The sequence below is a fragment of the Rhodobacter capsulatus SB 1003 genome, assembly GCF_000021865.1.
Classification (GTDB): domain Bacteria; phylum Pseudomonadota; class Alphaproteobacteria; order Rhodobacterales; family Rhodobacteraceae; genus Rhodobacter; species Rhodobacter capsulatus_B.
The window spans coordinates 731732-744741 of record NC_014034.1 but is presented as its reverse complement, the minus strand read 5'-3'; the positions used below and the strand labels follow the sequence as shown (position 1 = coordinate 744741).

11 protein-coding genes are annotated in these 13010 nt (G+C 65.1%); 3 read left to right on the top strand and 8 right to left on the bottom strand.

Going from position 1 to position 13010, the window contains the following annotated elements; all coding sequences use genetic code 11:
• Positions 1-126: 126 nt before the first annotated feature.
• The 8 genes from idi to RCAP_RS03355 form a co-directional block, all read right to left on the bottom strand.
• Complete coding sequence (idi, locus tag RCAP_RS03390; RefSeq protein WP_013066418.1) at positions 127-669, bottom strand: isopentenyl-diphosphate Delta-isomerase; 543 nt, start codon at positions 667-669, stop codon at positions 127-129.
• The gene (locus RCAP_RS03385) at positions 660-1835 is read right to left on the bottom strand and encodes a geranylgeranyl diphosphate reductase (protein WP_013066417.1); all 1176 of its coding nucleotides are present in this window, start codon (positions 1833-1835) and stop codon (positions 660-662) included. The genes idi and RCAP_RS03385 overlap by 10 nt, the downstream gene beginning before the upstream one ends.
• A gap of 1 nt (position 1836) precedes the next feature.
• Positions 1837-3123, bottom strand: coding sequence for a BCD family MFS transporter (locus RCAP_RS03380; RefSeq protein WP_013066416.1), 1287 nt, complete (start codon positions 3121-3123; stop codon positions 1837-1839).
• The gene (gene chlG, locus RCAP_RS03375) at positions 3120-4034 is read right to left on the bottom strand and encodes a chlorophyll synthase ChlG (protein ID WP_013066415.1); all 915 of its coding nucleotides are present in this window, start codon (positions 4032-4034) and stop codon (positions 3120-3122) included. Before chlG ends, RCAP_RS03380 begins: the two co-directional genes overlap by 4 nt.
• Before the next feature lie 45 nt (positions 4035-4079).
• Positions 4080-4721: a bacteriochlorophyll 4-vinyl reductase gene (gene bchJ, locus RCAP_RS03370; protein ID WP_013066414.1), complete on the bottom strand. Its 642-nt coding sequence runs from the start codon at positions 4719-4721 to the stop codon at positions 4080-4082.
• A 15-nt stretch (positions 4722-4736) separates the two neighbouring features.
• On the bottom strand, positions 4737-6464 hold the full coding sequence (gene bchE / locus RCAP_RS03365; RefSeq protein WP_013066413.1) for a magnesium-protoporphyrin IX monomethyl ester anaerobic oxidative cyclase: 1728 nt from the start codon (positions 6462-6464) through the stop codon (positions 4737-4739).
• 558 nt (positions 6465-7022) lie between these two features.
• A complete protein-coding gene (ppsR, locus tag RCAP_RS03360) occupies positions 7023-8408 on the bottom strand; it encodes a transcriptional regulator PpsR (protein WP_013066412.1) in 1386 nt (461 codons plus the stop codon).
• Positions 8409-8506: 98 nt separating this feature from the next.
• Positions 8507-9265, bottom strand: coding sequence for a cobalamin B12-binding domain-containing protein (locus tag RCAP_RS03355; RefSeq protein ID WP_023911020.1), 759 nt, complete (start codon positions 9263-9265; stop codon positions 8507-8509).
• A 382-nt stretch (positions 9266-9647) separates the two neighbouring features.
• Between RCAP_RS03355 and bchF the strand changes: the two genes are divergently transcribed.
• The 3 genes from bchF to bchB are packed head-to-tail and all read left to right on the top strand — an operon-like array spanning position 9648 to position 13008.
• A complete protein-coding gene (gene bchF, locus RCAP_RS03350; RefSeq protein ID WP_013066410.1) occupies positions 9648-10163 on the top strand; it encodes a 2-vinyl bacteriochlorophyllide hydratase in 516 nt (171 codons plus the stop codon).
• On the top strand, positions 10160-11434 hold the full coding sequence (locus RCAP_RS03345; protein ID WP_013066409.1) for a ferredoxin:protochlorophyllide reductase (ATP-dependent) subunit N: 1275 nt from the start codon (positions 10160-10162) through the stop codon (positions 11432-11434). Before bchF ends, RCAP_RS03345 begins: the two co-directional genes overlap by 4 nt.
• Positions 11431-13008 carry a ferredoxin:protochlorophyllide reductase (ATP-dependent) subunit B gene (gene bchB, locus RCAP_RS03340; RefSeq protein ID WP_013066408.1) on the top strand — a complete coding sequence of 526 codons (1578 nt, stop codon included), beginning with the start codon at positions 11431-11433 and terminating at the stop codon, positions 13006-13008. The genes RCAP_RS03345 and bchB overlap by 4 nt, the downstream gene beginning before the upstream one ends.
• Positions 13009-13010: the final 2 nt, after the last annotated feature.

The window sequence follows — 13010 nt, the reverse complement described above, 5'->3', positions numbered from 1 at the left end:
GGTGGGACAGGCTGTACCGCCGCAGACGGAAAGTCATTCATTTCATCTTGCCCCAAATATCCCGGGGGTCCGGGGGCGGAGCCCCCGGCGGGTCGCCCGAGGCGCAAGCGCGCCCCGGGCGAAATCTCAGGCCGTCACCGGCGGAAAGATCATGTCGCGGTGCTGCTCGATATAGATCTTGAGCCAGGGCGTGAAGCGTTCCGGATTGGCGTGGATCTCCGAGCGCAGCGCGTCGATGCGCACCCATTCGGTATCGGCCACTTCCTCGGGGTCGGGTTGCGGCTCGATCCCCTCGGGCGCTTCGGCGGTGAAGACCTCCACCACCTCATGCTCGATCATGCCGTTGTTCACATCGGCGCGGTATTCCAGCTGCCCCATGTGGCGCAGCTTCAGCCCGACGATGCCCAGCTCCTGCCCCAGACGGCGGGCGGCGCAGGTCGGCGCATCCTCGCCCCAATAGGGATGGGTGCAGCAGGTATTCGCCCAAAGCCCCGGCGTGTGATATTTCGACAGCGCGCGTTGCTGCAAAAGCACCTTGTTGCCGCGCGTCACGAAGACCGAAATCGCCAGATGCCGCAGGCCCTTGCGGTGGGCCTCCAGCTTCTCGACGGGTTGCAGCACGCCCTCGACCCAGGCGGGGATCATCTCCTCGGCCATGGTCAGGTCCATTGCGGCGGCACGAGGCCGGAGAGATGCGCGAGGTTCTTGAAGCCGATCTTCAGGTTCTTCAGCGGCTGGAACTTGGTCATCTTCTTGTTCATGTAGCTCTCGAACGTCATGCGCTGCACATCGACGTCATGGCAAAGCGAGACAAACCGTTCGCGGCGGTCATCGCTGTGGTAATACTTGTCCTGCATCATCCGCAGCACCTTGAAGACGGTGCCATGCTCTTTCATGAAGCCCGCCCGCGCCAGCTTCAGATCGGCCGGTTTGCCCGATTTCAGGAAGGCCATCGCGGCTTCGGCGGCGTAGCGGCCACCGGCATGGGCGTAATAGATCCCCTCGCCCGAGGAGGGCGCCACGACGCCCGCGGCATCGCCCGAAAGCACCACATCCTTGCCATTGTCCCAGACATCGAGCGGCTGCAGCGGGATCGGCGCGCCTTCCTTGCGGATCGTCTCTTCCTTGTCGAGCCCGGACATCTGCCGCAGCAGGGTCGTGCAATCCTTCAGGCTGACATCGGGCAGTTCCGTCCCCATGCCGATCGAGGCCGTCTTGCCATGCGGGAAGACCCAGCCGTAGAAATCCGGGCTGATCCGGCCGTCATAGTAAACATCGCAGCGCGTCGGGTCGTAATTCGCCACCGTCGTCGGCGCCTTGATGATCTCGTGATAGGCGAAGACGAGCGGGATCTTCGTCGCGGGCACTTCGTTGCGGACCTGCGAATTTGCGCCATCGGCGCCGATCACCACCCGGGTCTCGGCCTTCATTTCCTCGCCCGTGACCTTGTCGCGCCACACCACCACGGTCTTGCCGCTGTCGCGTTCAATGCGCAGCCAGGTGCCGGTGAGACGCTCGGCCCCCGCCTTGCCCGCGCGCTCGCGCAGCCATTCGTCGTAATCCTCGCGGTCGACCATGCCGACGAAGCCGTTCTCGATCGGGATGTCGACGAAACGACCGGTGGGCGAGATCATCCGCGCCGAGGTGATTTTCGCCACCAGCAAATGGTCGGGAATGTCGAAGTCGCGGATCAGCCGCGGCGGGATCGCGCCGCCGCAGGGCTTGATCCGACCGGCGCGGTCGAGCAGGGCCACCTTGAGACCCGCGCGGGCCATATCCCATGCCGCCGTCGATCCCGCAGGACCGCCCCCGACAACGAAAGCATCGTATTTCATTTCATTCACCCGCCATGACCGTGGGAACCCGTGCCGCGCCCCGTGCGGCGACCACTCCGGTCGCCATCATGGCCGCGACGATGAAAAGGAGCGCCTGCGCCCCGAAAACCAGCCCGAATGCCGTGGCATCGGGCAGAAAGAGCCGCATCAGATCGGCCGCGCCCGCGCCCACGAGCCCGCCAAAGCCCGCCGCAATCGCCTGCGCCGCGCCCCAAAGGCCCATCCGCGTGCCCTCGCGCGAAGACCGGCCCTCGCCCGCCAGCGCCATCATCGCGCCGATGGCCGCGACGGCGAAGATGCCGTTGAAGAAGCCAAGCCCGATCACCGCCGGAACCAGCGCCGCGCCGGGCAGATGGCCGAGCGCGACGATCGCCATCAGCGCCAGCGAGGAGCCAAGGCAGCCCGTCACCACCCAGCCGCGCAAGGAACCGATCTTCAGCCCCGAGAGCGCAAGGCCCACCGTCAGCATGCCAAAGAACACGCCGCCGTTCTGCATGCCCGAGAGCTTGGTCGTCTCCCCGGCGGTGAAGCCGAAGACGAGCCCCGCATAGGGTTCCAGGATCAGTTCCTGCAGGAAATAGGCGGTCATCGACAGGAACAGGAAAAAGGTGAAGGCGCGGGCCTGCGGTTCGGCCCAGACCTCGCGCAGCCCCTCGAGCAGCCGCGGCGGCGTATCCTCGGGGACCGGATGGTCAAGCCGCCGTTCGATCCCCCAGACGGCGAGCGTGGTCAGCACCACGGCGCCAAGGGTGACGATGGCCACGATCCACAACAGGCGTTCGGGCGAATAGGGGTCGAGGAAATGGCCAACCGTGCCCGCGGTGACGGCGATGCCGAAGATCATCAAAAGCCAGGTGATCGTGGCGGCGGCGGCGCGGCGGCGCGGCTCTGTCGCCGAAGCGAGCAGTGCCAGAAGCGAGGTGCCCGAGGCGCCGACGCCGAAGCCGATCAGCACATAGGCGAAGACCGAGAGCAAAAGCGCCTGCCCCCAGGCAAGCGGGAAGAGCACGACGGCAACGGCGGCCAGAAAGGCGCCAAGCGCCAGAACCGCCATGCCGAGGATGACGAAGAAGGTGCGGTTGCCCTTGGTATCGGAGCGCAGCCCCCAGGCGGGCCGGGCGATCTGCAACCCGTAATGCAGCGCCACCAGCGCGCCCGGCAGCACCGCGGGCAGCGCCAGTTCCACCACCATCAGCCGGTTCAGCGTCGAGGTGGTCAGCACCACCACCGCGCCGATGCACAGCTGCACCAGCCCCAGCCGGAAAATCTGGAGCCAGCCCAGCGTCATACCGTGAAGCCCCGGATCGCGAAGGCGGTGATCATCATCCCCGAAACATACATCACCACGCCGGTGCCGTTATACCAGGGCGCCTTGCCCTCGGGGTCGCGCATCCAGACCGACATCGCCCAGAATTGGCCGCAGAGCAGGACCAGAACGGCGGTGGCGTGGTAGGGTTTCGAGAAGAGATAGAGCATGGTGATGACCAGCGCCTGCGCCAGCCCCATCACCGTGCAGGCGATCTTCGCCGCGACCTCGGGGCCGTAGACGGCGGGCAGCGACTTGATGCCGAGCTTGCGGTCACCCTCGATCGCCTTGAAATCATTGATCGTCATGATGCCGTGCGCGCCAAGGGCGTAAAGCGTCGCCATCATCACGATGGGAAAGCCCGGAGACGTGTCGGCAGTGGCCAGCAGCACGGCGGCGCCGGTGATCCAGGGCAGCCCCTCATAGGCCAGCCCCACCAGCCCCGGCCCCCACCAGCCCGAGCGTTTCAGCCGGATCGGTTCCACCGAATAGGCCCAGGCGGCGGCCACGCCCAGCAGCGTCGCGACAAAGCCCCAGCTGCCCAGCTGCCAGCCGACAACCAGCGACAGAAGCGACATGGCAATGGCGATATAAAGCCCCCAGAGACCCGGGATGCGCCCCGAGGGGATCGGCCGGTGCGGCTCGTTGATCGCGTCGACATGACGGTCGCACCAGTCATTCGCCGCCTGGGACATGCCGCAGACGATCGGACCGGCCAGAACGATGCCCAGAACGACGACGCCCTTGTTCTCCCAGATCGGCACATTCGACGACACCGCGCCGCACAGATAGGCCCACATCGGCGGGAACCAGGTCACCGGCTTGATCAGTTCCAGCATCGCCCGCGGTTCGGGAATGCTGCGGCGGCTGGGCGAAAGGTCTTGGGCGCTCATGGGGTCAGGTCACCGGAAGTTGCGCGGCAAGGGCCCGAAGGGGCCTCAGCCGGAGTGGACAGAGCTGGGCATAGCCGTTTTCTTGCCCTTCGGATGCAGGACAAAAAGGCACGGCCCCCCGCTGACAGAGGCGCAGGAGATTTCCTCCACCGTCACCTCGGGCCAGACAAGCGTGCCGAAAAGCCGTTCGAACACCGCCGCATGCCAGAAGCACGAGGGGCGTTCGGCGGCGTCGGCGCGCAGCGGGTTGTCATCGATGCGGAAGGTCAGCGGGCGGAAGCTTTCGACCCGGAACCGCCCGGAGCCCACAAAGGTCCAGGCGTGTTTGGTGATCGCCGCCGCCAGAAGGCGCGCGCCCAGAAACCCGGGCAGCACGCGGATGATCGCCTTGGCAAAACCGGGGATCCGGTTCGCCAGGATATAGTCGCCGGTGGCCAGCCCCGAGAGCCACAACAGGCCCTCGGCGGCTTCGCCCTGATCGACGCGCAGCGCCTGATGCACGGCGCGGCACTGGCTTTCCGGCAGCATCCCCGAGTCAGGCGGCGGGACGGGCACGCCCGCCAGCCGCATCACCCGGTCACGCTCGGCACGGCCAAGGTGGCGGTCGAGCACGCCGATCGTTTGCAAGATGGCATTCGGCCCGATCCGGGGCTCGTCATCTTGCGGCGCAGGCGCGGCACCGCTCATGGCCGTCACTCCTTCTTATTCCGCGGCGTCGACCATCTGGTCCTTGCCGCCCCCGCAGGCCATCGCCGCATGTTCGGCGCTGCGCGCCTCGTGCGTTTCGGCCGAGAGGTCGAACTCGTCTTCCGCATCCGCGGGCATCACGAAGTTCGCGGTGTTGCGGTCGGCGGCGCGGTCCTTCATCTGGGCGCGCAGCGCTTCCTGCCGTTCCTTGTGCTTGCGCGACCGGTCGGCGGCGGCTTCCCAGTCGGCGACCTGCGCCTCGGCGATCTTGCGGGTCTCGTCGAAGTGGAAATCGACCGTATCCTTGGTCTGCGGGCCCCAATAGCCGGCCTTGCCGAGGTCATAGAAGGTGCGCCCCACCCCGGCCTTGAGGAAGGCCTTGAGGCAGCCGAGCAGATAGCGGCGGCGGAAGCCGGTGCCGCGCCACGGATAGTGGAACAGCGCCTTGCGCATGTAGAAGCGGCGGTAGTTCTTCATCACGCCGTCCAGAAGCTCGCCGCGGGTCAGCGCCTTGGGCTTCATGATCGGGGTCACGAAGTTGTATTTCGAGAAGTCGAAGACCTCGACCTGATCGCGCAGCTCCTGGAAGAGCGGCGTGAAGGGCCAGGGCGTGTACATCGACCAGTTCGCCAGGTCCGGCTGCCAGTCCCAGGCCATCTGGAAGGTTTCTTCCAGGGTTTCCTTGGTCTCGTTGTCGAGGCCGACGATGAACTGCGCTTCGGTGAAGATGTCGGCCTCGCGCAGAAGGCGGATCGCCTCCTTGTTCTCGGCGACGGTGGTTTCCTTGTTGAACAGGTCGAGCTTCAGCTGCGCCGCGGCTTCGGTGCCGAGCGAGATGTGGACAAGGCCCGCCTCACGGTAGAATTTCAGCAGGTCGCGGTCGCGGTAGATGTCGGTCACGCGGGTGTTGATGCCCCATTTGACCTTGTGGTTCAGACCGCGGTCGATCATCTCCTGACAGAATTCGACGAATTTCTTCTTGTTGATCGTCGGTTCCTCGTCGGCGAGGATGAAGAAGCCGACGTCGTAGTTGTTCACCAGATCTTCGATCTCGTCGACCACGGCCTTCGGCGAACGGACGCGGTAATCGCGCCAGAATTTCCACTGCGAGCAGAACGAGCAGGTGAAGGGGCAGCCCCGCGCCATGTTCGGGATCGCCACGCGCACGCCCAGCGGGATGTAGATGTAGTGTTTCCAGTCGATCAGCGACCAGTCGGGTTTCAGGCTGTCGATGTCCTTGACCGTCGGCGCGGCTTGCGTCGCCACGATCTCGGTGCCGTCATGGAAGGCCAGACCCTTGATCGAGGCGCGGTCTTCCGGCCAGCGGCCCTCGGAGACGCATTTGGCCAGCTCGACCATGATTTCTTCGCCCTCGCCGCGGACGATCGCATCGACCCAGGGCGCTTCCGACAGCACCTGACGGAACATGAAGGTCGCATGCACGCCGCCCAGAACGCGCACCGCATTCGGCACGACTTCCTTGGCGATCTTCAGCGTCTCTTCCGCCTCGTAGATCGACGGCGTGATCGAGGTCACGCCGATCAGGTCGGGCTGGAGTTCGGCAAATTTCTTGCGCAGCTCGTCATGCGACACGTTCAGCGTCATCGCATCGATGAAATGGATGTCGTCGAAACCCGCTTTTTTCAGGTGACCCGCAAGATAGGGGACCCACGACGGGGGCCAGTTCCCCGCGATCTCGGCCCCGCCGGAGTGGTAATTGGGGTGGACGAAAAGGATGCGCATGGCTGACCCTCCAGGGCGTAGGTGTAAACCTCAGTTGACATGTATCCCAACCATATTAAATCGCACAGGTCAAATGCAGAAAATTGCCGCACCCCTGTCGCGGGGCGCAAGTCGCGCTCGCAAGTTTTTGATATTGCTTGATTCTGCTTGAGGCCCCTGCCGGGGCCCCGGGGCCTGCGACGGGGTGGCGCAGCCGGGAAAAGGCGGGGGGAAAGCGGGAACACCGGAGCCGGAAAAGCGGTCCGGCGGCGCTTGCGGCGGCGCGGATTTGCAAAGGTGAATCAGGCATGGGGAATTTCGGCCGCCAGGCGATCGGTCCGGCGCAGATTTGGCCGCGGCCGGTGACGCGGCCATGCGAAACAGCGGCAGCAACAGCCGCCGGTGCCCCAAAGGCACCGGCCAGCGCCCGCCCCGCCCATGGCGGGCGCTTCTCGCCCGCCGGGACGGGCGCTGACCTCTGTCACGCAGGTGGAAACGGTCCTGGAGCAGGCGTTGCGCGTCCGGGCGGGGAAAGGCGGTGCCTTTCCCGTTTCGCCCGAAACGGGCACCGGAAAAAGGCTATTCCGCGTCCTTCGACAACAGGCCGAACTTGCGCAGCTTCACATAAAGCGATTGCCGCGACAGCGACAAAAGCTCGGCCGCGGCCACCCGGTTGTTGCCGGTCAGCTCCAGCGCGGTTTCGATGCACATCTTCTCGATGATCTCGGTGGTCTCCGAGACGATGTCGCGCAGCGTCGCATAGCCGACCATCTGCATGACATTGCGCAGCCCCTCGTTGCTGGCCATCCCGGGCATGATCCGCGTCGCATCGGCCAGGTTGCTGTCGCGGATGACCAGCGCGATCGTCGGCGTCGCGCGGTCATGGAACAGCGTCGCCGACAGCTCGACCGTGACCTGACCCGAGAAATCGGTGTTCAGCCGCGTCACGTAATGGCGCAGATGGCCGATGCGCTTGACGTTGTCCAAAAGCACGTTGAGGTCGACGGCCCCGCGCGACAGGAAATCGGCAAAGGACCGCCCCTGCACCAGCGCCGCCGAGCCCGCATCGGTCAGATACAGAAAGGCGTCGTTCGCCGCCCGGATCGTGCCGTCGGCGTCCAGAAACACCATCGCATCGATGCCCTTGAGGAAAAGCCGCTCGCTCAGCTCGACCGTGTCATCGACACGGGTGCGCCGGGCCTCGGCCTCGCCCAGACGGCACAACAGCAGCCGGTCGCCCGCCGCGCGGAACAGCGTCGCCGTCACCGTCACCTTGCGGCGCGAGCGGCGGATCGTCAGCTCGACCGCGCCCAGCGGATCCGACCCGGCGATCTTGGCCAGATTTTCCAGGAATTCGCCGCGGCGGCGCCCGTCCAGCTCCTGCCCCACCGGCGCGTCGATCAGCTCGGCCCGGGTGGCGCCGATCATCGCGGCCGCGGCCAGGTTCAGATCGGCGATCCGCCCGGTCGACATCGACACGATCAGAAGCGGCGCCGGATGCGCCTCGAGCAGCACGCGATAGCGGGTCTCGATCTCGCGCTGCGCCTCGTAATCGCGCTCCAGCGCCAGCTGCGCCTTGACCAGCTGCTGCTGCACCTCGGCCAAGGGCTGCATGTCGCGCCCGATCAGCAACAGCGTCCCGTCCTCGCCCGAGCGGGTGATGGTGTAGCGGACCGGCAGCGTGAAGGCATCGGCGGCATGGGTCAGTTCAAGCTGCAGCGACCGGCCGGGTTCCGGCCCGTCGGCCAGACGGTTCTCCAGCTTCTGCGCGCTTTCGGGGCTGAAAAGCTGCGACAGCCGCGCCCCCTGCCAGGCCGCGAAGCGTTCCGCGGATCCGAACTGCGGGTTGACCATCACCGATTCGACGACACGCCCCGGGGACACCACCAGGGCAATATCGCAGGCCGACGTCACGATGTCAGCCAACAGGTCCGGAGAGACCCTTTGCAAGGCCTCCCGTCGCATCAAGAAGCTTCCATCAGATGTCACGGCCGCAACCTTTCCACAACCCGTGTCTCTTCGTCAGCCTTCCCTCGTCATCCTCGACCCACAACCGTTTTCAGTCATACCAGAGAAAATTCGGAAATGACGAGCGAAAGATCGTTCGTCACCAGATCTGCTCCGGTTCTTGCGAGTGCTTCGGCGCGTTGCGACACGATGGCCCCACCGATCGCAACCCGCATCCGCCCCTTCGTCAGGCTGGACAGGGTTTTGACAAGTTTGGCGCAGATTTCAACCCTGTCCATGCTGCCGACAGTGATCAAAGCGGCATCGAATCGGGTTGTCGCCATCAAACGTGACAGATCGCTCAACCCCGGCGCGAAAACGATCCGTACCGAGACCCCCCGGCGGCGGAGTTCCATCGCCACGATCAACGCGCCCAGCGTGTGCTGCTCTCCGGGCGGCACAATCAGAAGGACGGTGGCGCCGTTAGCGCAACCAACCGAGTCGGCCGTGACCAAGGTCTGCAGCGCATGCAGCAATTCCTGCAGGCGCGAAATCGCGATCGTCACCTGCGCGAAGCCGATCCGGTCGCTGTCCCAGGCGGCGCCGATCTGGCGGGCCGCCTCGGGGATGTAATGGGTGGCCATCTCCTCGACCGGGACATGCGCGGCACGGAATTCGTCGAACAGCAGGTCCATCGCGCCAAGCTCCGGTCCCGTTGCCAGTTCGACCATCCTGTTCACAAGCACGGTCTGCAGTTCCGCCACTCCGTTCATGCGCCGCGCGACAAGCCGCCCGATCGCTTCGAGAGCAAGACCGACGAAACCATCAAGGCATCCCGTCGAGCCATGCTCGAGTTCAACACTTATATCCCGCATTCGAGTCCCCGAAACCCAACGACGTCCGGGATCGTTCCCCATCCCGGGCGCGCGGAACATGACATGGGTCAATAAACCCACATCTATTACACATCAACACGCCTTTCCCGCCCCCGAACCGGCCGGATCCGCGACGGATCCACCGCCACGACGCAAGATACGGGCCAGGTTGAGAAAAGGCGCATCCCGCCCCGCCCGGTTTCTGCCCGGACGAGTCGTGACCGCGGTTTAGCCGGGGGGGGGCCGCTGCATCAAGGCGCCCTTGCGCGCAAGGGCAGCGGCGTTTCGTCCCGCCCCTGAGTGTAAGTTTTCATTGACACTTTCTCGTGACAAGACCAGTTTTACGGCAGAGTGCGCTCACGAAGAAAGGCTGGCTGCCACTATGCCGAACTCCCCCCAAAACCCGTCGCGAAAAGCACTCTACACCGAGGAAGAACGCGCCCGCAGGGACGCGACGCCGTGGACATTGGTGCAGGCCATCCTGGCCCCGCTGCAGTTCCTGGCCTTCGGTGTCTCGCTCGTCCTTGTGGTGAGATTCCTTTTCACCGGAGAGGGTTACGAGGCTGCGACGATCTCGATCCTGATCAAGACGCTTTTGCTTTACACGATCATGGTGACCGGAGCGATCTGGGAAAAAGTCGTGTTCGGGCAGTATCTTTTCGCCCCCGCCTTCTTTTGGGAAGACGTGTTTTCCTTTGGGGTGATCGCGCTGCACACGGCCTATCTCTGGGCGCTTTTCACCGGCCAGCCTGACAACATGCAGATGTTCATCGCGCTGGCTGCCTATGCAACCTATGTCATCAACGCCGGACAGTTCCTGTGGAAACTGCGTCAGGCGCGGCTTCAGGCAGCTTCCGAAGACGCCGGCACCCTGGTGATGGAACGGGGGACGCGATGAGCCTCGATTCGCCGACTTTCGGCTGCACCGATTCTCCGGTGCGGCGCGAGCGTGGTCAGAAAGCCGTGTTTTGCGGCCTGACCTCGATCGTCTGGCTGCACCGCAAGATGCAGGATGCTTTCTTTCTGGTCGTCGGCTCGCGCACCTGTGCGCATCTGTTGCAGGCCGCCGCGGGCGTGATGATCTTTGCCGAGCCGCGTTTCGGCACCGCCGTTCTGGAGGAACAGGATCTGGCGGGGCTCGCCGATGCGCACAAGGAACTGGACCGCGAGGTGGCGAAGCTTCTGGAGCGCCGCCCCGATATCCGGCAGCTGTTCCTTGTCGGCTCCTGCCCCTCGGAAGTGCTGAAGCTGGATCTGGACCGCGCGGCCGAGCGGTTGAGCGGCCTTCATGCGCCGCATGTGCGGGTTTACAGCTACACCGGCTCGGGGCTTGATACGACCTTCACGCAAGGGGAAGACACCTGCCTTGCCGCGATGGTGCCGACGCTCGACACCACCGAGGCGGCCGAGCTGATCGTCGTCGGCGCCCTGCCCGATGTGGTCGAGGATCAGTGCCTCTCGCTTCTGACCCAGCTGGGCGTCGGCCCGGTGCGGATGCTGCCCGCGCGGCGCTCCGACATCGAGCCCGCCGTCGGCCCGAACACCCGGTTCATTCTGGCGCAGCCCTTCCTGGGCGAAACCACCGGCGCGCTGGAACGGCGCGGGGCGAAACGCATCGCGGCCCCCTTCCCCTTTGGCGAGGAAGGCACGACGCTCTGGCTCAAGGCCGTGGCCGATGCCTATGGCGTTTCGGCTGAAAAATTCGAAGCCGTCACCGCCGCGCCGCGCGCGCGGGCAAAAAAGGCGATTGCCGCGCATCTTGAAACGCTCACCGGCAAGTCGCTTTTCATGTTCCCCGACAGCCAGCTGGAAATTCCGCTGGCGCGGTTCCTCGCGCGCGAATGCGGCATGAAGACGACCGAGATCGCCACCCCCTTCCTGCACAAGGCGATCATGGCCCCGGATCTGGCGCTTCTGCCTTCGAACACCGCGCTGACCGAGGGTCAGGACCTTGAGGCGCAACTCGACCGGCACGAGGCGATCAACCCCGATCTGACCGTCTGCGGTCTGGGCCTTGCGAACCCGCTCGAGGCCAAGGGTCATGCGACGAAGTGGGCAATCGAACTGGTGTTCACGCCGGTGCATTTCTACGAGCAGGCGGGGGATCTGGCCGGGTTGTTCTCGCGCCCGTTGCGCCGTCGTGCATTGCTGAACGGAGGCGCGGCATGAAGCTGACGCTCTGGACCTATGAGGGCCCGCCGCATGTCGGCGCGATGCGTGTTGCCACGGCGATGAAGGACCTGCAGCTGGTGCTGCACGGCCCCCAAGGCGACACTTACGCCGATCTTCTCTTCACGATGATCGAGCGCCGCAATGCCCGCCCGCCGGTGAGCTTTTCCACCTTCGAAGCGTCCCATATGGGGACCGACACCGCGATTCTGCTGAAAGACGCGCTGGCCGCCGCCCATGCCCGCTACAAGCCGCAGGCGATGGCCGTGGCGCTGACCTGCACGGCGGAACTCTTGCAAGACGATCCGAACGGGATTTCCCGCGCGCTGAACCTGCCCGTGCCGGTCGTGCCGCTGGAACTGCCGAGCTATTCGCGCAAGGAAAACTATGGCGCGGACGAGACCTTCCGGGCGCTGGTCCGGGCTTTGGCCGTGCCGATGGAGCGCACGCCCGAGGTGACCTGCAACCTTCTCGGCGCCACCGCGCTTGGCTTCCGGCATCGCGACGACGTGGCCGAGGTGACGAAGCTTCTGGCCACGATGGGGATCAAGGTCAATGTCTGCGCGCCCTTAGGCGCCAGCCCCGATGATCTGCGCAAGCTCGGTCAGGCGCATTTCAACGTGCTGATGTATCCCGAAACCGGGGAATCGGCGGCCCGCCATCTGGAACGCGCCTGCAAGCAGCCCTTCACCAAGATCGTGCCGATCGGCGTTGGCGCCACCCGCGATTTCCTGGCGGAAGTGAGCAAGATCACCGGCCTGCCCGTCGTCACCGACGAATCGACGCTGCGGCAACCCTGGTGGTCGGCCTCGGTCGACTCCACTTACCTCACCGGCAAGCGCGTCTTCATCTTTGGCGACGGCACCCATGTCATCGCCGCGGCGCGGATCGCCGCCAAGGAAGTCGGCTTCGAAGTCGTCGGCATGGGCTGCTACAACCGCGAGATGGCGCGGCCCCTGCGCACCGCGGCCGCCGAATACGGGCTCGAGGCGCTCATTACCGACGATTACCTCGAGGTCGAAAAGGCGATCGAGGCTGCGGCGCCGGAGCTGATCCTTGGCACGCAGATGGAACGCAACATCGCCAAGAAGCTGGGCCTGCCCTGCGCGGTGATCTCGGCGCCCGTCCATGTGCAGGACTTCCCCGCCCGCTACGCCCCGCAAATGGGCTTTGAAGGCGCGAACGTCCTTTTTGACACTTGGGTGCATCCGCTGGTGATGGGCCTTGAGGAACATCTGCTGACGATGTTCCGCGAAGATTTCGAATTCCACGACGCGGCCGGGGCCAGCCATCATGGCGGCAAGGCGGTCGCGCGCGAAGAATCCCCTGTTGCCCCGGCCGATCTGGCCCCAGCGGCGACCTCCGACACCCCGGCAGCGCCCTCGCCGGTAGTCGTGACCCAGGCCAGCGGTGAAATCCGCTGGATGCCCGAGGCCGAGCGCGAATTGCGCAAGATCCCGTTCTTTGTCCGGGGCAAGGCCAAGCGCAACACCGAACTTTATGCCGCGCACAAAGGCGTGTGCGACATTACCGTCGAAACCCTCTATGAGGCCAAGGCCCATTATGCACGATGAGT

Coding starts and splice junctions, on each gene's coding strand:
- RCAP_RS03355 (WP_023911020.1), bottom strand. CDS start 9,265: ATGCGGGATATAAGTGTTGAACTCGAGCATGGCTCGACGGGATGCCTT.
- bchJ (WP_013066414.1), bottom strand. CDS start 4,721: ATGAGCGGTGCCGCGCCTGCGCCGCAAGATGACGAGCCCCGGATCGGG.
- bchE (WP_013066413.1), bottom strand. CDS start 6,464: ATGCGCATCCTTTTCGTCCACCCCAATTACCACTCCGGCGGGGCCGAG.
- idi (WP_013066418.1), bottom strand. CDS start 669: ATGGACCTGACCATGGCCGAGGAGATGATCCCCGCCTGGGTCGAGGGC.
- RCAP_RS03380 (WP_013066416.1), bottom strand. CDS start 3,123: ATGACGCTGGGCTGGCTCCAGATTTTCCGGCTGGGGCTGGTGCAGCTG.
- ppsR (WP_013066412.1), bottom strand. CDS start 8,408: ATGCGACGGGAGGCCTTGCAAAGGGTCTCTCCGGACCTGTTGGCTGAC.
- bchB (WP_013066408.1), top strand. CDS start 11,431: ATGAAGCTGACGCTCTGGACCTATGAGGGCCCGCCGCATGTCGGCGCG.
- RCAP_RS03345 (WP_013066409.1), top strand. CDS start 10,160: ATGAGCCTCGATTCGCCGACTTTCGGCTGCACCGATTCTCCGGTGCGG.
- RCAP_RS03385 (WP_013066417.1), bottom strand. CDS start 1,835: ATGAAATACGATGCTTTCGTTGTCGGGGGCGGTCCTGCGGGATCGACG.
- bchF (WP_013066410.1), top strand. CDS start 9,648: ATGCCGAACTCCCCCCAAAACCCGTCGCGAAAAGCACTCTACACCGAG.
- chlG (WP_013066415.1), bottom strand. CDS start 4,034: ATGAGCGCCCAAGACCTTTCGCCCAGCCGCCGCAGCATTCCCGAACCG.